18 protein-coding genes and 1 pseudogene are annotated in these 20,578 nt (G+C 73.5%); 13 read left to right on the top strand and 6 right to left on the bottom strand.

All coding sequences use genetic code 11. From position 1 onward, the window contains the following. Positions 1–99: 99 nt before the first annotated feature. Positions 100–543, bottom strand: a complete 444-nt coding sequence (locus tag ABZY91_RS19605; protein ID WP_329882727.1) for a hypothetical protein — start codon at positions 541–543, stop codon at positions 100–102. A 317-nt stretch (positions 544–860) separates the two neighbouring features. Here ABZY91_RS19605 and ABZY91_RS19600 point away from each other — a divergent pair, with 317 nt between their 5' ends. The 6 genes from ABZY91_RS19600 to hutI all read left to right on the top strand — a co-directional run bounded on the left by ABZY91_RS19600 (position 861) and on the right by hutI (position 8,113). Beyond that, complete coding sequence (locus ABZY91_RS19600; protein ID WP_329882728.1) at positions 861–1,730, top strand: MurR/RpiR family transcriptional regulator; 870 nt, start codon at positions 861–863, stop codon at positions 1,728–1,730. A gap of 42 nt (positions 1,731–1,772) precedes the next feature. Then, the gene (locus ABZY91_RS19595; RefSeq protein WP_355403888.1) at positions 1,773–2,093 is read left to right on the top strand and encodes a hypothetical protein; all 321 of its coding nucleotides are present in this window, start codon (positions 1,773–1,775) and stop codon (positions 2,091–2,093) included. Positions 2,094–2,540: 447 nt separating this feature from the next. Then, a complete protein-coding gene (gene hutU / locus ABZY91_RS19590; RefSeq protein ID WP_329950729.1) occupies positions 2,541–4,208 on the top strand; it encodes a urocanate hydratase in 1,668 nt (555 codons plus the stop codon). A 29-nt stretch (positions 4,209–4,237) separates the two neighbouring features. Next, positions 4,238–5,437, top strand: coding sequence for an allantoate amidohydrolase (locus ABZY91_RS19585; protein WP_355403892.1), 1,200 nt, complete (start codon positions 4,238–4,240; stop codon positions 5,435–5,437). Beyond that, on the top strand, positions 5,428–6,777 hold the full coding sequence (locus tag ABZY91_RS19580) for a formimidoylglutamate deiminase (protein WP_355403885.1): 1,350 nt from the start codon (positions 5,428–5,430) through the stop codon (positions 6,775–6,777). Before ABZY91_RS19585 ends, ABZY91_RS19580 begins: the two co-directional genes overlap by 10 nt. Before the next feature lie 166 nt (positions 6,778–6,943). Further along, complete coding sequence (hutI, locus tag ABZY91_RS19575; RefSeq protein ID WP_329950731.1) at positions 6,944–8,113, top strand: imidazolonepropionase; 1,170 nt, start codon at positions 6,944–6,946, stop codon at positions 8,111–8,113. 134 nt (positions 8,114–8,247) lie between these two features. Here hutI and ABZY91_RS19570 read toward each other — a convergent pair whose 3' ends face one another. Together ABZY91_RS19570 and ABZY91_RS19565 are read right to left on the bottom strand one after the other, a co-directional pair. Continuing rightward, positions 8,248–10,356, bottom strand: coding sequence for a prolyl oligopeptidase family serine peptidase (locus tag ABZY91_RS19570; protein WP_355403883.1), 2,109 nt, complete (start codon positions 10,354–10,356; stop codon positions 8,248–8,250). Between the two features lie 132 nt (positions 10,357–10,488). Continuing rightward, the gene (locus tag ABZY91_RS19565; protein WP_355403881.1) at positions 10,489–11,997 is read right to left on the bottom strand and encodes an oligopeptide:H+ symporter; all 1,509 of its coding nucleotides are present in this window, start codon (positions 11,995–11,997) and stop codon (positions 10,489–10,491) included. 330 nt (positions 11,998–12,327) lie between these two features. Here ABZY91_RS19565 and ABZY91_RS19560 point away from each other — a divergent pair, with 330 nt between their 5' ends. Together ABZY91_RS19560 and ABZY91_RS19555 are read left to right on the top strand one after the other, a co-directional pair. Beyond that, positions 12,328–13,002, top strand: coding sequence for a response regulator transcription factor (locus ABZY91_RS19560; protein ID WP_030300686.1), 675 nt, complete (start codon positions 12,328–12,330; stop codon positions 13,000–13,002). Positions 13,003–13,073: 71 nt separating this feature from the next. Then, positions 13,074–14,321: an ATP-binding protein gene (locus tag ABZY91_RS19555; protein WP_329882734.1), complete on the top strand. Its 1,248-nt coding sequence runs from the start codon at positions 13,074–13,076 to the stop codon at positions 14,319–14,321. Positions 14,322–14,379: 58 nt separating this feature from the next. On the opposite strand, the pseudogene ABZY91_RS19550 reads toward ABZY91_RS19555, so the two are convergent. Together ABZY91_RS19550 and ABZY91_RS19545 are read right to left on the bottom strand one after the other, a co-directional pair. Next, positions 14,380–14,670, bottom strand: a pseudogene (locus ABZY91_RS19550) (ester cyclase); the annotation flags it as partial. Between the two features lie 194 nt (positions 14,671–14,864). Further along, positions 14,865–15,476, bottom strand: a complete 612-nt coding sequence (locus ABZY91_RS19545) for a GtrA family protein (RefSeq protein WP_355403879.1) — start codon at positions 15,474–15,476, stop codon at positions 14,865–14,867. Between the two features lie 280 nt (positions 15,477–15,756). On the opposite strand from ABZY91_RS19545, the gene ABZY91_RS19540 reads away from it, so the two are divergent. From ABZY91_RS19540 to ABZY91_RS19525, 4 genes are all read left to right on the top strand, one after another. Continuing rightward, positions 15,757–16,875, top strand: coding sequence for a 5-(carboxyamino)imidazole ribonucleotide synthase (locus ABZY91_RS19540; RefSeq protein WP_355403876.1), 1,119 nt, complete (start codon positions 15,757–15,759; stop codon positions 16,873–16,875). After that, complete coding sequence (gene purE / locus ABZY91_RS19535) at positions 16,872–17,405, top strand: 5-(carboxyamino)imidazole ribonucleotide mutase (protein WP_355403874.1); 534 nt, start codon at positions 16,872–16,874, stop codon at positions 17,403–17,405. Before ABZY91_RS19540 ends, purE begins: the two co-directional genes overlap by 4 nt. A gap of 23 nt (positions 17,406–17,428) precedes the next feature. Then, the gene (locus tag ABZY91_RS19530; RefSeq protein ID WP_329882738.1) at positions 17,429–18,661 is read left to right on the top strand and encodes a dipeptidase; all 1,233 of its coding nucleotides are present in this window, start codon (positions 17,429–17,431) and stop codon (positions 18,659–18,661) included. 197 nt (positions 18,662–18,858) lie between these two features. After that, complete coding sequence (locus ABZY91_RS19525; protein ID WP_355403872.1) at positions 18,859–19,278, top strand: CoA-binding protein; 420 nt, start codon at positions 18,859–18,861, stop codon at positions 19,276–19,278. A gap of 42 nt (positions 19,279–19,320) precedes the next feature. Here the strand turns inward: ABZY91_RS19525 and ABZY91_RS19520 are convergent, their stop codons facing one another. Beyond that, entirely contained in the window at positions 19,321–20,097 is a 777-nt protein-coding gene (locus ABZY91_RS19520; protein ID WP_355403870.1) for a TIGR04222 domain-containing membrane protein, read from the bottom strand. Positions 20,098–20,450: 353 nt separating this feature from the next. Here ABZY91_RS19520 and ABZY91_RS19515 point away from each other — a divergent pair, with 353 nt between their 5' ends. Next, entirely contained in the window at positions 20,451–20,573 is a 123-nt protein-coding gene (locus ABZY91_RS19515) for a hypothetical protein (protein WP_355403868.1), read from the top strand. Positions 20,574–20,578 lie beyond the last annotated feature (5 nt).

Below are 20,578 nucleotides of genomic sequence, written 5' to 3'. Positions count from 1 at the left end.
GCGGCCCCCCCTGGGGCGCCCCCCCCCCGGCCCCCGGCCCGCGCGGGCCCCCCCCCCCGCGGGGGGCCGCACCCCCGGCGTGGTCGGGCCGGGGGAGGATCAGTCCCAGTCGCTCCGCACGCTCTCCGCGGCGCGCCGCTCCGCCCGGTCCAGCCGGCGCTCGGCCAGCGCGGCGGACACGTTGACGCCGACGATGCCGGCCCAGCAGACCACCAGTCCCCAGATCCCGCTGGTGCCGCCGGCGATGCCGGACAGCGGGATGCCCAGCGCCATCGAGACGATCGGCACCACCCGGGCGCCCGAACCGTGCGGGCGGTGCGGGCGGCGTCCGGGACCGTGCGGCCGGTGCCCCTCCGCCGGGTCGTAGCCACCGGCGGGGCCGAGCCGCTCCGCGACCCGGCGCTCCACCCGGGCGTCGAGGCGGGCGTCGATCCGGGAGAGGAAGGAATCGACGAGTTCCGACTCGTACTCCTTGCCGAGCTCCTTGCGGGCCTGCAGCGAGGCATCGAGATCGCGCCGCATGTCGTCCTGGCGAGTGTCCATGGCAACCAGGGTGCGCCCACGAGGGCGTGTCGGTCCATCGGTTCGCACCGTAATCCGGGAGGACTAGGGGGGAAATCAGGGTCACCCCCGGGAGGCCGACCGGGTCGTCGGTCCGACCGGTCGCCGCGCGGCAGCCGGATCGACCACGGGGGCGGCGGTCGGATCGGCCGTCGGATCGGACACGGGGGCGGTGGCCGGAGCGCCGTCCGGCCGGCCGCCGGAGGTCTCACCCGGTGTTCCGGCGTACGAGACGTCTTTGCCAGTGGCAGCCCGCTGCTGCACAGTCATCCGAACAGCTCGCATCCGGAGGTACCGCAATGACCGCCACCGAGGACACCGGCACGGTCGGCCCCTCCGCCCGGCTGCTCCAGCTCTTCGAAGGACACCGGCTCACCCCCACCCAGCGCCGGATCGCGCACTCCCTGGTCCGGCACGCCACCGAGGCCCCGTTCCTCTCCAGCGTCGAGGTCGCGGAACTCGCCGGCGTCAGCCAGCCCTCCGTCACCCGCTTCGCGGTCGCCCTCGGCTACGACGGCTACCCCGCGCTCCGCAAGCAGCTGCGCGAACTCGGCGCCGGCGAACCGGCCGCGCCCGAGACCCCCGCCGACGCCGTCCGCAACGAGCACCAGCAGGCCGTCCTCGCCGAGATCGAGCACCTGCGCCTGCTCGCCGACCTGCTCGCCGACCCCGAACCCATCGCCCGCGCCGCCCGGCTCCTCGCGGCCTCCCGCCCGCTGCCCGTCCTCGGCCTGCGCGCCGCCTCGGCGCAGGCGCGCGGCTTCGCGTACTTCGCGGCCAAGGTGCACCCCGACATCCGGCTCCTCGACGAGGGCGGCAGCATGCTGGCCGACCGCCTCGAACAGGCCGCCGCCGCCGGTGCCACCGCACTGCTCTGCTTCGCCCTGCCGCGCTACCCGCGCGAGCTCATGGAGGCGCTGACGGTCGCCCGGGACTGCGGGCTGACGGTGCTCACCGTGGCGGACAGCGCGTTCGCCCCCGTCGCCAAGCTCTCCGACCTGATGCTCCCCGCCGCCGTCGGGACCAACCTGGTCTTCGACACCGCCTGCGCGCCGATGATGCTCGGGCGCGTGCTGTTGCAGACCATGTGTGACGAACTCCCGGGCGCCGAGGCCCGTTTGGAATCCATCGAGCAGTCGGCCGCGGCGCGCGGGCTCTTTCTGGAGTAGTCGTCACAAACCCGGGCATCCCTCTGTACAGGGGGTGCCGCCATGCGCGTGATCCACGAGATGAAGTTCGTCGGGCGCCTCGCCTCGGGCGCCGACGAGTGGTCCTGCCCGACCTGCGGACGCCGCGTCACCCTGCGCCGTCTGCCCGAGCCCGAACTGACCGTCCTCGATCCGGGCGACGACACCGCCGTGCACGTCGGTGTCATCGAGCCCGACGCCCGCGCGGCCGCCACCGCGGAACGCTACGGTCTCGGCCCCGTCCAGGAGATCCCCCGCCGGCCCCGCCCCGCCGACCCGGACGCCGACGACCGCCGCTGGCTCGCCGAGATCGGCATCGACTGGGACGGCGACGCCGCCGCCTGACGGTGGCCGGCGACACGGGGCGCGGACCGGGAGGCCGGCCGTGCCGCTCGCTCGCCCGGGAGCGGCCGAGCGAGCGGCACGGGTGCGCGGCGGGAGAGCCGTCCGACGCTCCCCGCGTGCTTCCCGCGTGCTTCCCGCGGGGAGGCGGTGACGTCACCGGGGTGCCTCCGGCGATCCGGACGCGAAGGCCGGTGCTCCGCTCGACCTCCTCCGCCGTGTCGCGGAGTCCGTCGGGCTGCCCGGTGGCGGCCGTCGTCCGCCGTACGCCCGTCTCCTCCGCTCCCCGTCGCTGGGCCGAGTGGCTGGTGTTCGCCGGGTTCGGGGTAGCGCTCGGTGGTCGGCCGTGCGGGTGTTGATCGGATGTGCGCAGGTCTGGCCGGAGGCTGAATGTTTGGATATATTCAGCCGAGTAGAGACTGAATGAATTCATCCGTAGGGAGGCTGGACATGGTGCAGCAGGCGAGCGGGCCGCGCGAGGTGCGGGCGGCACGGGGAACCGCGCTGACGACGCAGGGGTGGCAGCAGGAGGCCGCCCTGCGGATGCTGATGAACAACCTCGACCCGGAGGTGGCCGAGCACCCGTCGAAGCTGGTCGTCTACGGCGGCACCGGCAAGGCCGCGCGGGACTGGCGCTCGTTCGACGCCATGGTCCGGACGCTGGAGGGGCTGAAGCAGGACGAGACCATGCTGGTCCAGTCCGGCCGTCCGGTCGGCGTCATGCAGACCCACGAGTGGGCGCCGCGCGTGCTGATCGCCAACTCCAACCTGGTCGGCGACTGGGCCAACTGGGAGGAGTTCCGGCGGCTGGAGTCCCTCGGACTCACCATGTACGGGCAGATGACCGCCGGCTCGTGGATCTACATCGGCACCCAGGGCATTCTCCAGGGCACCTACGAGACCTTCGCCGCCGTCGCCAACAAGCGCTACGAGGGCACGCTGGCGGGGACGATCACCCTCACCGCCGGCCTCGGCGGCATGGGCGGCGCCCAGCCGCTGGCCGTCACCATGAACGGCGGCGTGGCGATCTGTATCGACTGCGACCCGTCCCGGATCTCCCGCCGGATCGAGCACCGCTACCTGGACGTCGAGGCCAAGAACCTCTCGCACGCGCTGGAGCTGGCCACCGCCGCCCGCGACAGGAAGCAGCCGCTCTCCATCGGCCTGCTGGGCAACGCCGCCGAGCTGTTCCCGCAGCTGCTCGCGATGGACGCGCCGATCGACATCGTGACCGACCAGACCAGCGCCCACGACCCGCTGAGCTACCTGCCGCTCGGTGTCGCCTTCGACGACATGGCGACGTACGCGGCCGAGAAGCCCGCCGAGTTCACCCAGCGCTCGCGCGAGTCGATGGCCAGGCACGTCGAGGCGATGGTCGGCTTCCAGGACCGCGGCGCCGAGGTGTTCGACTACGGCAACTCGATCCGCGGCGAGGCCCAGCTGGCCGGCTACGACCGCGCCTTCGCCTTCCCCGGCTTCGTCCCGGCGTACATCCGGCCGCTGTTCTGCGAGGGCAAGGGCCCGTTCCGCTGGGCGGCCCTCTCCGGCGACCCGCAGGACATCGCCAAGACCGACAAGGCGGTGCTCGACCTCTTCCCCGAGAACGAGTCGCTGCACCGCTGGATCAAGATGGCCCAGGAGAAGGTGCACTTCCAGGGCCTGCCCGCGCGGATCTGCTGGCTCGGCTACGGCGAGCGCGACAAGGCCGGCGAGCGGTTCAACGACATGGTCGCCTCCGGTGAGCTGTCCGCCCCGATCGTGATCGGCCGCGACCACCTGGACTGCGGCTCCGTCGCCTCCCCGTACCGGGAGACCGAGGCGATGCTGGACGGCTCCGACGCGATCGCCGACTGGCCGCTCCTCAACGCCATGGTCAACGTCGCCTCCGGCGCGTCCTGGGTCTCCATCCACCACGGCGGCGGCGTCGGCATCGGCCGCTCGATCCACGCCGGCCAGGTCACCGTGGCCGACGGCACCCCGCTGGCGGGGGAGAAGATCCGCCGGGTGCTCACCAACGACCCGGGCATGGGCGTCATCCGGCACGTCGACGCCGGCTACGACCGTGCCGACGAGGTCGCCGCCGAGCGCGGTGTCCGCATCCCGATGGGCGAGCTGTGACCGAGCCCGGCTCCGACAGCTTCGAGCGGATGTGGGCGGAGCTGCTCCCCGTGGGCCGCTCCGCCTCCTCCGGCGGCTACCGCCGGTTCGCCTGGAACTCCGCCGACGCCGAGTGCCGCGCCTGGTTCGAGCAGCAGGCCCGCAGCCGCGGCCTGACCTACGAGCTGGACCGCAACGGCAACCAGTGGGCCTGGCTCGGCGACCCGGCCGGGGAGGGCGCGGTCGTCACCGGCTCGCACCTGGACTCCGTCCCGGACGGCGGCGCCTTCGACGGCCCGCTCGGGGTGGTCTCCTCCTTCGCCGCGCTGGACGAACTGCGCTCGCGGGGCGCCGGGTTCACCCGGCCGCTGGCGATCGTCAACTTCGGCGACGAGGAGGGCGCCCGGTTCGGCGTGGCCTGCATCGGCTCCCGGCTCACCGCCGGGGTGCTGGACCGCGAGGCCGCCTACGAGCTGCGCGACGCGGACGGCGTCCGGCTGCCCGACGCGATGGAGCGGGCCGGCTACGACCCGGCCGCGATCGGCGCGGACTCCGACCGGCTGGCCCGGATCGGCGCCTTCGTCGAACTCCACGTCGAGCAGGGCCGCTACCTCGACGAGGACCGGCCGGTCGGTGTGGCCTCGGCGATCTGGCCGCACGGCCGCTGGCGGTTCGACTTCCACGGCGAGGCCAACCACGCCGGGACCACCCGGATCGAGGACCGCCGCGACCCGATGCTCACCTACGCCAACACCGTGCTCGCCGCACGGAAGAAGGCGAAGCTCGCCGACGCGCTCGCCACCTTCGGCAAGGTCGCCGTCGAGCCCAACGGCACCAACGCGATCGCCTCCCTGGTCCGCGGCTGGCTGGACTCCCGGGCCGCCGACGAGGCCACGCTGGCCGCGCTCGTCGAGGAGATCGGGCGGGCGGCGTACGAGCGGGGCGAGCGCGACGGCGTCCGGGTCGAGCTGACCCGCGAGTCCTACACCCCGGTGGTGGACTTCGACGGCCCGCTGCGCGACCGCCTCGCACAGGTCCTCGGCAAGCGCGGACCGGGCGCCGTCCCGGTGCTGCCCACCGGTGCGGGACACGACGCCGGGATCCTGGCATCGGCCGTCCCGACCGCCATGCTGTTCGTGCGGAACCCGAGCGGAGTCTCCCACTCCCCGGCCGAGCACGCCGAGACGGCCGACTGCCTGGCCGGCGTGGCCGCCCTCGCCGACGTACTGGAGGACCTGGCGTGTCAGTGACCTACTGGGCGCGGTACGCCTGGCTGCCGCACGCCAACGGGCCGGTGGTCGAGCAGGACGTGCTGATCAGCACCGGCGCCGGCGGCAAGATCGCCCGGGTGCAGCCGGACAGCGGCCCCTGCCCGCCCGGCGCCGTCCGGCTCGACGGTCTGCTGCTGCCCGGCCAGGCCAACGCCCACTCGCACGCCTTCCACCGGGCGCTGCGCGGCCACGTCCAGGTCGGCTCCGGGACCTTCTGGACCTGGCGCGACACCATGTACCGGTTCGCCGGTGCGCTCGACCCGGACAGCTACCTGGCGCTCGCCACCGCCGTCTACGCCGAGATGGCGCTCGCCGGGATCACCGCCGTCGGTGAGTTCCACTACCTCCACCACGCGCCCGGCGGCGCCCGCTACGACGACCCCAACGCGATGGGCGAGGCGCTCATCGAGGCCGCCGCCCGGGCCGGCATCCGGATCACCCTGCTCGACACCTGCTACCTGTCGTCCGGCTTCGGCGCCGAACCGACCAAGCCGCAGCTCCGGTTCGGTGACGGCGACGCCGAGGCCTGGGCCGCCCGGGCCGACGGGCTGAAGGCCCGCGAGCACGCCCGGATCGGGGCCGCGATCCACTCGGTGCGGGCGGTCCCCGCGGAGCAGCTCGGCACCGTCGCGCGCTGGGCGGCGGAGCGCGAGGCCCCGCTGCACGTCCACCTCTCCGAGCAGACCGCCGAGAACGACGCCTGCCTCGCCGCGCACGGTGTCACCCCGACCCGGCTGCTCGCCGACCACGGCGCGCTCGGGCCGCGCACCTCGGCCGTGCACGCCACCCACCTCACCGAGGAGGACGTCAAGCTGCTCACCGACTCCTCCACCACCGTCTGCATGTGCCCCACCACCGAGCGGGACCTCGCGGACGGCATCGGCCCGGCCCGGACCCTCGCCTCCGGCGGCTGCCCGGTCACCCTCGGCAGCGACAGCCACGCCGTCATCGACCCGTTCGAGGAGGCCCGCGCGCTGGAGCTGAACGAGCGGCTGCGGACCCGCACCCGGGGCCACTGGACGGCGAACTCGCTGCTGCGGGCGGGGACGGAGGACGGGCACGCCTCGCTCGGCTGGCCGGAGGCCGGGCGGATCGAGGCCGGTGCGTTCGCCGACTTCACGGTGATCGCGCTGGACTCGGTGCGGACCGCCGGGCCGGCGTTCCGGCTCGGTGCCGAGATCGCCGTCTTCGCCGCCTCGGCGGCCGACGTGCGGCACGTGGTGGTCGGCGGGCGGCACGTGGTCAAGGACGGCGTGCACCAGCTGGTGCCGGACGTGCCGGGTGCGCTGCACACCTCGATCACCGCGCTGAACTGCTGAACTGCTGAGTTGCTGAGCTGCTGAGCTGCTGAGCCGTTGGACCGCCGAGCCGCCGACCGGGAGTCCTCTCCCGGTCGTCGCCTCCTTGTCGACGCCGGGGGAGCGGGCCGCTTCGGCCCGCTCCCCCGGCCCCGTTCCCGAAAGGCACGACGTGAGCACCCCGAGCATCCCGAGCACGCTGATCACCGGCATCGGAAGCCTGGTCACCAACGACCCCGCGCACGGGACCGGGCCGCTCGGCCTGCTCACCGACGCGGCCGTGGTGATCGACGGCGCGACCGTCGCCTGGGTCGGTCCGGCCGCGGAGGCGCCCGCCGCCGACGAGCGCTTCGACGCGGCGGGGCGCGCCCTGCTGCCCGGCTACGTCGACTCGCACGCCCACCTGGTCTTCGCCGGCGACCGCACCGCCGAGTTCAACGCCCGGATGTCCGGCCAGTCCTACACCGCCGGTGGCATCCGCACCACGGTCGCCGCCACCCGGGCCGCCGCCGACGCCGAACTCGACGCCAACCTGGCCCGGCTGGTGCGGGAGGCCCTGCGGCAGGGCACCACGACGGTCGAGTGCAAGTCCGGGTACGGGCTGACCGTCGCCGACGAGGCCCGGGCGCTGCGGATCGCCTCCTCGTACACGCCGGAGACCACCTACCTGGGCGCGCACGTGGTCGCCCCCGAGTACGCGGAGGACCCGGCCGGGTACGTCGACCTGGTCACCGGGCCGATGCTGGACGCCTGCGCGCCGTACGCCCGCTGGGTGGACGTGTTCTGCGAGAAGGGCGCCTTCGACGGCGACCAGGCCCGGGCGATCCTGACCGCCGGCATCGAGCGGGGGCTCACCCCCCGGGTGCACGCCAACCAGCTCACCTACGGGCCGGGCGTACAGCTGGCCGTCGAGCTGGGGGCGGCCTCCGCCGACCACTGCACCCACCTCACCGACGAGGACGTGGCCGCGCTGGCCGGCTCGGCGACGGTCGCCACGCTGCTGCCGGGCGCCGAGTTCTCCACCCGGGCCGTCTACCCGGACGCGCGCCGGCTGCTGGACGCGGGGGCGGTGGTGGCGCTCTCCACCGACTGCAACCCCGGTTCCAGCTTCACCAGTTCGATGGCCTTCTGCATCGCGGTGGCGGTGCGGGAGATGGGCATGACGCCGGACGAGGCGGTCTGGGCCGCGACGGCGGGCGGTGCGCGGGCGCTGCGGCGGTCGGACGTGGGCACGGTGCGGGTGGGGGCCCGGGCCGACCTCCAGCTGCTGGAGGCACCCTCTCCCGTGCACCTGGCGTACCGTCCGGGCGTGCCGCTGACGGCGGCGGTCTGGCGGGCGGGCGTCCGGGAGGTCTGACGGGAGGTCTGGCGGGCCGCCCCAGGGCCTGCCCGACGGGCGGCCGGGCGGGGGAGGGGCCGGTGCTCACGCGCCGGCCCCTCCGGCGTGTCCGGGGCCTGCCGCCGTTCGGGTCCGCTGCCCGGGCCTGCCGCTCAGGCCCGCTTCAACGACCGCTTCAGGAAGTCCAACTGGTGGTGGAGCAGGTTCTCCGACACCGTCTCGTCGCTCGGCGAGTGGGCCGTGCCGCCGAGCGGGAGGACTTCGTGCGGGCGCCCGGCGGCCAGGAGCGCGGCGGAGAGGCGCAGGGTGTGGGCGGGGAGCACGTTGTCGTCGGCGAGGCCGTGGATCAGCAGCAGGGGGCGGCGCAGTCCGGGGGCGTCGGGGAGGAGCGAGCAGGCGTCGTACCGGTCGGGGTGCTCGTCCGGGTGGCCGAGGAATCGTTCCTTCCAGTGGGTGTCGTAGAGCCGGTGGTCGGTCGGGGCCGCCCCGGCGACGGCGGCGTGGAAGACGTCGGGGCGGCGCAGGACGGCGAGCGCGGCGAGGAAGCCGCCGTAGGACCAGCCGCGGATGCCGACCCGGTCGAGGTCGAGCAGACCGGGGCGGGCGCCGGCGGCCTCGTGGAGCGCCTCGACCTGGTCGTCGAGGGCGGGGGTGGCGACGTCGGCGAAGACGCTCTTCTCCCAACGCGGGCCGCGTCCGGGAGTGCCGCGGCCGTCGACGACCAGCACGGCGTAGCCCTGGTCGGCGAACCACTGGGAGACCAGGTCGGGCCATCCGCCGCCGGCCGAGACCTTGGTGCCGGCCGGTCCGCCGTACGGATCGAGCAGGACGGGCAGCGGCCCGTCCGCGGGGCGGTGGCCGGCGGGCAGGAAGAGCGCGGCGCGCAGTTCGCGCGGGCCGAGCCGGAGCAGTTCGGGCCGCGCGGTGAGGACCGGGGTCTGTGCGCGGGAGGCGATCGTGAGGGCGGGCTGCCCGTCCCGGCGGACGGTGGTGACCGGGCCAGGGGCGCCGGGCGTGCACGCGGTGTGGACCAGCGTGCCGGCCCGCCGTACGCCGGTGTGCGCGCCGGCTTCGTCGCTGAGCGGGAGGGCGCCCTTGGTGGGGCTCCAGACCCAGAGGTGGGACTCCACCGGCTCCTCGGAGGCGGTGAGGAGCACCTCGTCGCCGTCGACGCCGAGGACCGCGTGCAACTGCCGGCCGGCCGGGGTGACGGGCCGCCCGTCCACGGTGAGGTGCCGGGTGTCGCCGATGTCGGCGGCGTCGATCAGGCGGCCGGAGGCGGTGCGCACGGGCAGGCCGGGGACGAGTTCGACCCAGTGCTCGTCGTGCCGCTCGGCGAGGACCCGGGTGGACCCGTCGGCCGGGTCGATCGCGAGGGTGCGCACCGTCCGCTGGTCGCGGCTCTGGACGGCGGCGAACGGGCCGTGGCCGTCCCAGCCCGCGGCGGTCAGGTACTCGGAGGCGGCGCCGTCCCGGGGGACGTCGGTGCGGGAGCCGTCGATGCCGAGCAGCAGGAGCGAGACGTCCGCGTTGGCGGTGCCGGCCAGCGGGTAGCGGATCGTGCGCGGGGGACTCGCCGGGTCGGACGGGTCGGCGAGGTGCAGGCGGCGCAGCGGGCGCTCGTCGACCCGCGCGACCAGCAGTCGGGTGCCGTCCGGGGACCACCAGTGGGCCCGGCTGCGGTGCATGGACTCGGCGGCGACGTGTTCGGCGACGCCGTACCCGACCTCGGGGTGCTCGGGTTCGGCGAGCGCGCGGTCGCCGGTGCCGTCGGCCTCGACGACCCGCAGGGCGCCGGCGCGGACGTAGGCGATCCGGCGGCCGGTGGGGTCGGGGCGCGGGTCGTACACCCCTCCGCCGGTGGGGACGGGCCGGACCTCGCGGGTCCCGGTGTCGGCGAGCCAGAGGGTGCCGCCGAGGGCGAAGGCGGCGAGCCGGCCGGCGGTGTCGGTGGCGTACGCGGTGATGCCGCCGGTCAGGACGCGGGCGCGTTCGCGGCGGACGCGTTCGGCGTCGGGCAGGTCGTTCTCGTCGACGCCGAGCGCGACGGGGTCGGCGAGCAGGTGTTCCTCGCCGCTGCCGGTGTCGAGCGTCCAGAGGCAGGAGACCGGGTCGTCGCCGGAGCGGCTGCGCAGGAAGAGGACGGTCCGGCCGTCGGCGGAGATCGTCGGCCGGGCGGGTGCGCCGAGCGTGAAGCGCCGGGTGCGCGCGAGCTGGCGGGGGAGGGTCGGCGGGCGTTCGTGTACGGGGCCATGGGTCATGGTCGGCACACTGACACGCCGGTGCCGCTCCGGTCACCCGGGCCGTCGGGAACGGCGACCGGGGCCGGCACGGAGCTCGGGACTCCGCGCCGGCCCCGGAGGCAGACGGTCAGGCGGTGCGGCCGGGCGTCGTCAGTGGACGTCGCCCATCAGCCGGACGACCTTCTTGCGGTACATCGCGAGGGCCACGCCGGCGATGATCGCCATGCCGCCCTGGACCGCGAAGTACCAGGTGGATCCGACCACCCCGTCGCCGAGGACGAGCTGGAAGATGGCGGCGACGCAGTCGCCCGCGGTGACCGCGAGGAACCAGACGCCCATCATCTGGCTGGCGTACTTGGCCGGGGCCAGCTTGGTGGTGACGGAGAGGCCCACCGGGGAGAGGGTGAGCTCGCCGACGGTCTGGATCAGGTAGACCATCGCCAGCCAGAGCGGGGTGACCTTGGCCCCGCCCGAGGCGGCGGCCATCGCCAGCATCATGACCATGAACGAGGCACCGATCATGAGCAGGCCGAAGGCGAACTTCATGGTGGTGCTGGGGTTCTTGGCCTTGCGGGACAGCAGGACCCAGAGCCAGGCGAAGACCGGGGCCAGCGCCATGATGTACAGCGGGTTGAGCGACTGGAACCAGCTGGACGGGAAGTCGAAGCCGAACAGGGTCGACGAGGTGTTGTCCTGGGCGAAGATGTTCAGCGTCGAGCCGGACTGGTCGTAGATCATCCAGAAGACGGCGGCGGCGACGAAGAACCAGATGTAGCCGCTCATCCGGGACTGCTCGGTCTCGTCGAGGTCCTTGTCCCGCTTCACCTTGGCGAAGACGAAGACCGGGAGCGCGATGCCCGCGATCGACAGCGGCCAGATCGCCCAGTTGATGGTGAAGTGGCCGGTCAGCGCGACGACCGCGTAGAAGACGGCGGCCACCGCCAGCCAGAGGCCGGCCTTCTTGAAGATGGCGCTCTTCTCGGCGGGCGAGATCGGCGAGGTCACCACGTCGCTCTTGGCGCTCAGGTGGCGGGTGCCGAGCAGGAACTGGGTGAGGCCCAGGGCCATGCCGACGCCGGCGAGGGCGAAGCCGAGGTGCCAGTCGACCTCCTGGCCGATGGTCCCGATGATCAGCGGGGCGGCGAAGGCACCGAGGTTGATGCCCATGTAGAAGATGGTGAAGCCGCCGTCACGACGCGGGTCGTTGGGACCGTCGTAGAGGTGGCCGACCATCGTCGAGATGTTGGCCTTGAGCAGGCCGGAGCCGACCGCGATGAACGCGAGGCCGGCGAAGAACGACACGCTCGCCGGAAGGGCCAGCATGAAGTGGCCGATCATGATGATCGAGCCACCGAGGGCGACGGTCTTCCGGGCGCCGAGGAAGCGGTCGGCGATCCAGCCGCCCGGGAGAGCCAGCAGGTAGACCATGGCCGTGTACACGCTGTAGACGGCGCTCGCGACGGCGAGCTTCATGCCGAGGCCACCGTCGGTGACGGAGGCGGTCATGTAGAGCACCAGCAGGGCACGCATGCCGTAGTAGCTGAAGCGCTCCCACATCTCGCTCATGAAGAGCGTGGCGAGGCCCCGGGGGTGCCCGAGGAAGGTCTTGCCGCTGGGAGAGGCCGGCTGTACGCCGGACTCCAGGGTCGTAGACGCCATGTGTAGTGGGTTCCTTGCCTGACAGCGTCCGCCAAGGGGGGTGGCGGCGGACGTGGACGGAACCACTCTACGTGGCGATATTTGGCGTCATCAGCTGACAAAACACGGCAATTAGGTATGCCGATAGCAAAGTCGGCGACAGATTCGCTGGATCTATCCATGGTAGAGCAGCCTTAATTCCTTCAGTTGCAAGATCCAAGAGCAGAATCTTCGCCGAACGACCGGGCCGGGCGTGTCGGTTGAGGCTTGATCGCACTCCGTATAACGATCACGCACTGTGAACTACCTCACGGCCACAACGGCCGTACCCGGGCGGACTACCATCACCACATGACCTGTGTGCTGCTCGCCGAGGACGACCCGGCGATCTCCGAACCGCTCGCCCGGGCCCTGCGCCGCGAGGGCTACGAGGTGCTCGTCCGGGAGGACGGCCCCTCCGCGCTCGCCGCCGGACTCGGCGAGGAGGTCGACCTCGTCGTCCTCGACCTCGGCCTGCCCGAGATGGACGGGCTGGAGGTCTGCCGCCGGCTGCGCGCCGACGGCCGCAGCTGCCCCGTCCTGGTGCTCACCGCCCGCGCCGACGAGGTCGACACGGTGGTCGGCCTGGACGCCGGCGCCGACGACTACGTCACCAAGCCGTTCCGCCTCGCCGAACTGCTCGCGCGGGTCCGCGCCCTGCTCCGGCGCGGCAACGTCGACCAGCTGACCACCGGGGCGCACGGGGTCAAGATCGACATCGAGTCGCACCGCGCCTGGCTCGGCGAGGAGGAGCTCACCCTCTCCGCCAAGGAGTTCGAGCTGCTGCGGGTCCTGGTGCGCGACGCCGGCCGGGTGGTCACCCGGGAGGAGATCATGCGCCAGGTCTGGGACACCACCTGGTGGACCTCCACCAAGACCCTCGACATGCACATCTCCTGGCTGCGCAAGAAGCTCGGCGACGACGCCGCGAACCCCCGCTACATCGCCACCGTGCGCGGCGTGGGCTTCCGCTTCGAGAAGAACTAGGGCCCGGGGGGCGCGACGCCCCGGCACCCGGGCAGGCACCACCACTTCGCACCACCACGGGGAGCGCCAGCGTGAAACGCCGGATGATCAACTCGCTGCTCGGCGTCGTCCTCGTGGTGGTCGTGGTGTTCTGCGTCCCGCTCGCCCTGGTGGAGAAGCGCACCATCGTCAGCTCCGCCCAGGACCGGGTCGACGCGGCCGCCGTCCGGGTGCTCTCCCTGGTGGAGAACCGGCTGGCGGCCAACGAGCCGGTCACCGGCGACAAGTTCGCCAACCAGGTCTCCGAGGGCCAGTACGTCGAGGTGGACATCCCCGGCCAGTCGACCGTCTCCAGCGGACACCGGCCCGACGGGAACCACCTGCTCAAGGCGGTCGAGCGGGGCGTCAGCGGCGAGACCGTCACCGTCGAGCAGTCCCGGGCCGCCGTCGACCACGAGATCGCCAACATGCTGCTGCTGCTCGGCGTGGTCGCGCTGCTCGCCGTCCAGGCCGCCGTCGCCCTCGCCGTCTGGCAGGCCAAACGGCTCGCCCGCCCCCTCACCGACCTCGCCGAGACCGCCGAACGGCTCGGCTCCGGCGACCCGCGCCCGCGCGACCGCCGCTACGGCGTGCCCGAACTCGACCGGGTCGCGGAGGTCCTCGACGTCAGCGCCGAGCGGATCGCCCGGATGCTCACCGCCGAACGCCGCCTCGCCGCCGACGCCTCCCACCAGCTGCGCACCCCGCTGACCGCACTCTCCATGCGGCTGGAGGAGATCACCGCGCTCGCCGAGGACCCGGACACCGTCAAGGAGGAGGCCACCATCGCCCTCCAGCAGGTCGAGCGGCTCACCGACGTCGTCCAGCGGCTGCTCACCACCCAGCGCGACCCGCGCAGCCCCACCGCCGTGGCCTTCGACCTCGACGACGTCGTCAAGCAGCAGGTGGAGGAGTGGGGCGCGTCGCTGCGCGGCACCGGACGGGTGCTCCAGGTCGAGGGCCTGCACGGGGTCACCGTGGTCGGTACCCCCGGCACGGTCGCCCAGGTGCTGGCCACCCTCATCGAGAACTCGCTGATGCACGGCGCCGGGACGATCACCCTGCGGGTCCGGCCGTCCGGGACGTCGGCGGTGGTCGAGGTGCAGGACGAGGGCCCCGGGGTGCCCGCCGAACTGGGCAACCGGGTCTTCGAACGCGCGGTCAGCGGCCGCAACTCGACCGGGATCGGGCTGGCCGTCGCCCGTGACCTCGCGGAGGCCGACGGCGGCCGGCTGGAGCTGCTCTCGCTGCGGCCTGCGGTGTTCGCACTCTTCCTCGGCCGCAGCCGGCGCGACGTCTAGGCCCGGGCGGGGCCTGGCGGGCGGGCGGCGGCGACCCGGGGAACGGGGCGGGTCAGAACCGGGCCTCCCGGACCACGTCGAGATCGGTGAACGCGGGCGGCTCGTCGCAGAGCGCGACCATCTCGCGGAAGATCCGGTCCGTCTCCGGCAGCCGGGAGTTGCGCATCGCGTCCTCGTACGACGCGAACTCGACGATCTCCACGACGTGCCGGGGGTCCGACCGGTCGGTGGCCAGCACCGCGTGGTCGACCGTCCGCCGGCCCTCGGTCTGCTCGGCCCAGCGGTCCAGCAGACCGTTGAGCTCGTCCACCCTGTCGGTCCTGCAGTCGATGATCTGGACGAACGCCATGACGAGCCTCCTGGGTTCCCCCTCGGACTCGATCGTTCGCCGGCCGTGCTCGCCCTCGGTCACCACTCTCCTCTTGCCGGAGCGGGCGGGGCAAGCGGAGGAGCGGGACGCGGGCGGGCGAGCGGGACACGGGCGGGCAAGGAGGAGCGGGACGCGGGCGGGCGAGCGGGACCCGGGCGGGCCGGGTGCGGCCGCTACTCGGCCTTGGCGTACCGGATCTCCTGGGCGGCCAGCATCAGCTCGGCCTGGGCGACCACACCGGCCGCCGGAGCCGTCCCGGCGACGGTCTCGGCCAGCGCCTCGGCCAGGGGTGCGGGCACGGTCCCGGGCGCGGTCGCGGCCGACGGCGCGGTCGTCGACTCGGGGACGGCCTTGAACACCCAGGTCCGGTACGAGACGAAGCGGAACACCGTGCCCAGCGCGAGGCCGGCCACCTTGGCGGCCAGCTGCTCGAAGTGCGAGGAGAACCCGAGCGCGTACACCGTGATGCCGAGCACCCCGGTCTCGATCAGCATGCCGGCGCCGCTGAACACCAGGAAGAGCGTGATCTCGCGCTTGCGCGAGGCGGCGTCGCGGTCCCGGTACAGCCAGTAGCGGTAGCCCAGGTAGTTGGTGGCGATCGCGACCAGCGTGGCGGCGATGTTGGAGCGCAGCGAGGCGAGGTGCAGGCCGTTGAGGCAGACCCAGAAGACGACGAAGTTGACCACCACGCCGCTGAGGCCGACGAGGCCGAACTTCACCACCTCGCCCGACATGCCGCGCAGTTTCTGCGCCAGTGAGGGGTTCGACGCCGTGGTCGTCGCCATACCGGGCTGCCTCCATGTGCCTGCGGACGAAAGGGGCCCGGCGCGTGAACGCGGTCGGCCCCTTGAGCCCTGCGTGCACGCACATGATCGGATCACGCGTACCAGGACCTGGCCGTCCAGGCTACCCGGTTCCGCCGATCGGCTCAGCCCCTCCGTACGGTATCGAAGGGCCCCGAACCGTAGACGCCCCGACTGCCGGAGCGGTTCCACACCCTCCGACCGGCCCGGATATCCTGGCGGGGTGACTTCTCCGGGCAATGCGAATTTTCCAGTGGTCGGCATGATCGGAGGCGGGCAGCTGGCCCGCATGGCGCACCAGGCGGGTATCCCGCTCGGGATCCGGTTCAAGCTCCTCGCCGACACCCCCCAGGACTCGGCCGCGCAGGTCGTCTCCGACACCGTCCTCGGTGACTACCGCGACCTTGACACCCTGCGCCGCTTCGCGGCCGGCTGCGACGTGATCACCTTCGACCACGAGCACGTGCCGACCGAGCACCTGCGGGCCCTGCAGGCCGACGGCATCGCCGTCCGGCCGGGCCCGGAGGCGCTGGTCAACGCCCAGGACAAGGGCGTGATGCGGGCGACGCTCGACTCCATCGGCGTGCCCTGCCCGCGGCACCGGCTCGTCGCCGACCCGGCCGACGTGACCGCGTTCGCGGCGGAGGGCGCCGGCTACCCGGTCGTCCTGAAGACCGTGCGCGGCGGCTACGACGGCAAGGGGGTCTGGGTCGTCGACGACGAGACGGAGGCCGCGGCCCCGTTCCGGGCCGGCGTCCCGGTGCTCGCCGAGGAGAAGGTCGACTTCGTCCGCGAGCTGGCCGCCAACGTGGTCCGCTCGCCCAGCGGCCAGGCGGTCGCCTACCCGGTGGTGGAGAGCGTCCAGGAGAACGGCGTCTGCGCCGAGGTCACCGCCCCCGCGCCCGACCTCGACCCGGCCCTGTCCGACGAGGCCCAGCAGCTGGCCCTGCGGATCGCCGGCGAGCTGGACATCACCGGCCACCTGGCGGTCGAGCTGTTCCAGACCCGGGACGGCAGGATCCTGGTCAACGAGCTGGCCATGCGCCCGCACAACTCCGGCCACTGGACCCAGGACGGCGCGGTCACGTCGCAGTTCGAGAACCACCTGCGGGCCGTCCTCGACCTGCCGCTCGGCGACCCCCGCCCGCGCGCCCGGTGGACCGTGATGGTCAACGTCCTCGGCGGCGACTACCCGGACATGTACCACGCCTTCCTGCACTGCATGGCCCGCGATCCCGGCCTGCGGATCCACATGTACGGCAAGGACGTGAAGCCCGGCCGCAAGGTCGGCCACGTCAACGTCTTCGGGGACGACCTCGACGACGTCCGTGAGCGCGCCCGTCACGCGGCCGCCTACCTGCGAGGAACGATCACCGAATGACCACCCCCACCGCGCCCCTGATCGGCATCGTCATGGGCTCCGACTCCGACTGGCCCGTGATGGAGGCCGCCGCCCAGGCCCTCGACGAGTTCGAGATCCCCTACGAGGTCGACGTCGTCTCGGCGCACCGGATGCCCCGCGAGATGGTGGCGTACGGCGAGAGCGCCCACGGGCGCGGGCTGAAGGCGATCATCGCCGGGGCCGGCGGCGCCGCCCACCTGCCGGGCATGCTCGCCTCCGTCACCCCGCTGCCGGTGATCGGCGTGCCGGTGCCGCTGCGCTACCTGGACGGCATGGACAGCCTGCTGTCGATCGTGCAGATGCCGGCCGGCGTGCCGGTGGCCACCGTCTCGGTGGCGGGCGCGCGCAACGCGGGCCTGCTGGCGGTGCGGATGCTGGCCGCGTTCGACTCGGAGCTGGCCGAGAAGATGACGGACTTCCAGGCCGAGCTGAACAACCAGGCGACCGAGAAGGGCCGGAAGCTTCGGGCCAAGGTGGCGGGTTCCCCCTCCTTCGGCTTTGGGAAGTAGGCAAATCGGATACAACAGCTCGTATGACCTCTGAGCTGCTGGATCCCTCCGCCTCCACCGCCTCCCCGGCCCTGCTGGAGCGCGCCGGAGCCGTCCTCCGTGACACCCCCGTGGTCGACGGTCACAACGACCTCCCGTGGGCGATGCGCGAGCAGGTCGGCTACGACCTCGACGCGCTCGACCTGGCGGCCGACCAGAGCGCCCGTCTGCACACCGACCTCGCCCGCCTCACCGCGGGCGGGGTCGGCGCGCAGTTCTGGTCCGTCTACGTCCCCTCCCGGCTCGCCGGGGACCACGCCGTCAGCGCGACCCTGGAGCAGATCGACTTCGTCCACGCCCTGGTCGACCGCTTCCCCGACCGGCTGCGGCTCGCCGTCACCGCCGACGACCTCGAAGCCGCGCGCGCCGAGGGCCGGATCGCCTCCCTGATGGGCGCCGAGGGCGGCCACTCCATCGACTGCTCGCTCGCCACCCTGCGCGCGCTGTACGCGCTCGGCGTCCGGTACCTGACGCTCACCCACAACGACAACACCCCGTGGGCCGACTCGGCCACCGACAAGGCGGTCGCCGGCGGCCTCACCGCCTTCGGCGAGGAGGTCGTCCGGGAGATGAACCGGCTCGGCATGCTGGTCGACCTCTCGCACGTCTCCGCCGACACCATGCGCGACGCCCTGCGGGTCGCCGAGGCGCCGGTGATCTTCTCGCACTCCTCCGCCCGCGGGGTCTGCGACCACCCGCGCAACATCCCGGACGACGTGCTCGGCCTGCTCCCCGGCAACGGCGGCGTGGCGATGGCCACCTTCGTGCCGAAGTTCATCCTGCCCGCCGCCATCGACTGGACCCTCGCCGCCGACGAGAACATGGTCGCCCACGGCTTCGACCACCTCGACACGACGCCGGCGGGCATGGCCTGCCAGCGTGCGTTCGAGGAGACCTACCCGCGTCCGATCGCCACCGCGTCCACCGTCGCCGACCACCTCGACCACATGCGCGAGGTCGCCGGCATCGACCACATCGGCATCGGGGGAGACTTCGACGGCACCGCCTTCCTCCCGTCCGGCCTCGACGACGTCGCCGGGTACCCGAACCTGATCGCCGAGCTCCTGCGCCGCGGCTGGTCGGAGACCGATCTCGGGAAGCTGACCTGGCACAACGCGGTCCGCGTCCTGCGCGACGCCGAGGCCGCCGGTGCCCGGCTGCGTGCGGCCGGCCGGACGCCGTCGATCGCCACCATCGGGCAGCTCGACGGCTCCTGACCCCGCCCCGGGCCCGTGCCCGTGCCCGTGCCCGGGAGCCGGGTCCTGGCGGGTCCGCCCGCCGGGCCCGGCTCCCGGGCGTCCGCGAGCGGGAATGACCCGGCACCGGGCTGCGCTGGGCATGACGAGGCCCCGGCGCCCGCAGCGCCGGGTACAGCCCGAGAGCACCGGCACAGCGGGACACGAGGAGGCACGGCATGTACGGCGACCCGGAGACGGTCCGCAGGATCCTGACCGAGACGGGCGACACCTGGGCCGTCGTCGGCCTCTCGTCCAACCGGCGGCGCGCGGCCTACGGGGTGGCCGAGGTGCTCCAGCGCTTCGGCAAGCGGATCGTGCCCGTGCACCCGAAGGCGGAGACGGTGCACGGCGAGCAGGGGTACGCCTCCCTCGCGGAGATCCCCTTCGAGGTCGACGTGGTCGACGTGTTCGTCAACTCCGACCTCGCCGGGCCGGTCGTGGACGAGGCCGCGGCCATCGGCGCCAAGGCCGTCTGGTTCCAGCTCGGCGTGATCGACGAGGGCGCGTACGAGCGGGCGCGCGCCGGCGGGCTGGAGATGGTGATGGACAGGTGCCCCGCCATCGAGATCCCGAGGCTCGACCCGGCCACCCGTTAGGCCCTGTCCGGCCCTGACCTTCCGGCCCCGGTCGTCCGGCCCCTACCGGGCGGTCCCGGGCGGGACGTAGGCGGCCGCCCCGGCCACCGCCAGCGGGTGGTCCGGCGGGAGCGCGGCGAGCCCGCCGAGCGCGACGAGGACGGCGGGGGAGTCCCCCGCGGAGGAGGACCGGGCCCGCGCCAGCACCTTTCGGCCGTGCTCGCTGGTGCGGCTCGGCCGGGGCCGCGGCCACAGCGCGACGGCGAGGGCCGCCGCGAGCACGACCCCGAAGCCCACCTGGACCAGCCGTACCGGGCCCTCGTGCAGATCCGCCTGCCAGAGTGCGAACGCCCCCGCCAGCCCGACCAGGACCGGTGCGAAGGGCGCCGACTGGTAGCCGGCCAGCGCCCTGGCGTACAGCCGCTGGTCCCGGAGCAGACCGGACGCCACCAGGCGGTCGCGGAGCTCCGCGGACGCCTCGGAGAGCTGCCAGCCGGAGAGCCGCCGGTCGTCGAGCAGGTCGGCCAGGCCGCGGGTCCGGGTCGGGCCGACGGCGAGGACCACGGTGGCCTCGGCGGGCACCTCGATCTCGGCGGCGGTGGCCGGATCGGTGATCGTGACCGTGCCCGAGCGGGACGCCGTCAGCCGCCCCTCCTGGTGCATCACGGCGATCGCGGTCTCGGCCAGGTGCTCGGCCAGGTAGGCGAGTTCGTAGGGGCCCGTGGTGAAGCCCGAGCGCCGCGGGGTCCGTTCGGCCCGGCGGAGGGCCGCCACGGCCGTGGCGGCCCTGAACACGTTGTAGCCCACCACCACGACGGAGGCGATGAACAGGACGGTCACGGCTCCCACGGCACCCCCGCTCCGAGGCGGCCCGGCCGGCCGCCGCCTCCACAGTGTGGGAGTGGTGACGGCCCGGCACAAGGCGGCCTACCTGGCGACGGTGGCCCGCTACGCGCGGGACCACCGGGGCATCGACTTCGCCTCGGTCCAGCCGGTCAACGAGCCCGGCCTGGACCGGGGGTACAAGCCGTTGATGAACACCGTCCAGGAGGGGCTGCCTCTACACGAACGCCGGGCACCCCGACGCGGTCGCCGCGTACGACGGCGTCAACCACAAGCTGGTCATCGTCGCCGCCGACTACCAGAACGCGCAGTGGCTCACCTTCGACCTGTCCCGGTTCGGCGGGCCCGGGGTGGAGGGCGCCCTCGTCAAGCGCCGGGTCACCGGCGTCGGTGACGGCGACGGCCAGCGCTACCGGTACTACGAGGACACCCTGATCCAGGGCGGCCGTTTCTGGTCGGCTGTGGTGCGTTGAGCGTC

Source organism: Kitasatospora sp. NPDC002965, from assembly GCF_040611255.1.
In the GTDB taxonomy this organism is placed as follows: domain Bacteria; phylum Actinomycetota; class Actinomycetes; order Streptomycetales; family Streptomycetaceae; genus Kitasatospora.
The sequence above is the reverse complement of the archived record's forward strand: the minus strand, read 5'-3'. Positions and strand labels throughout refer to the sequence as shown.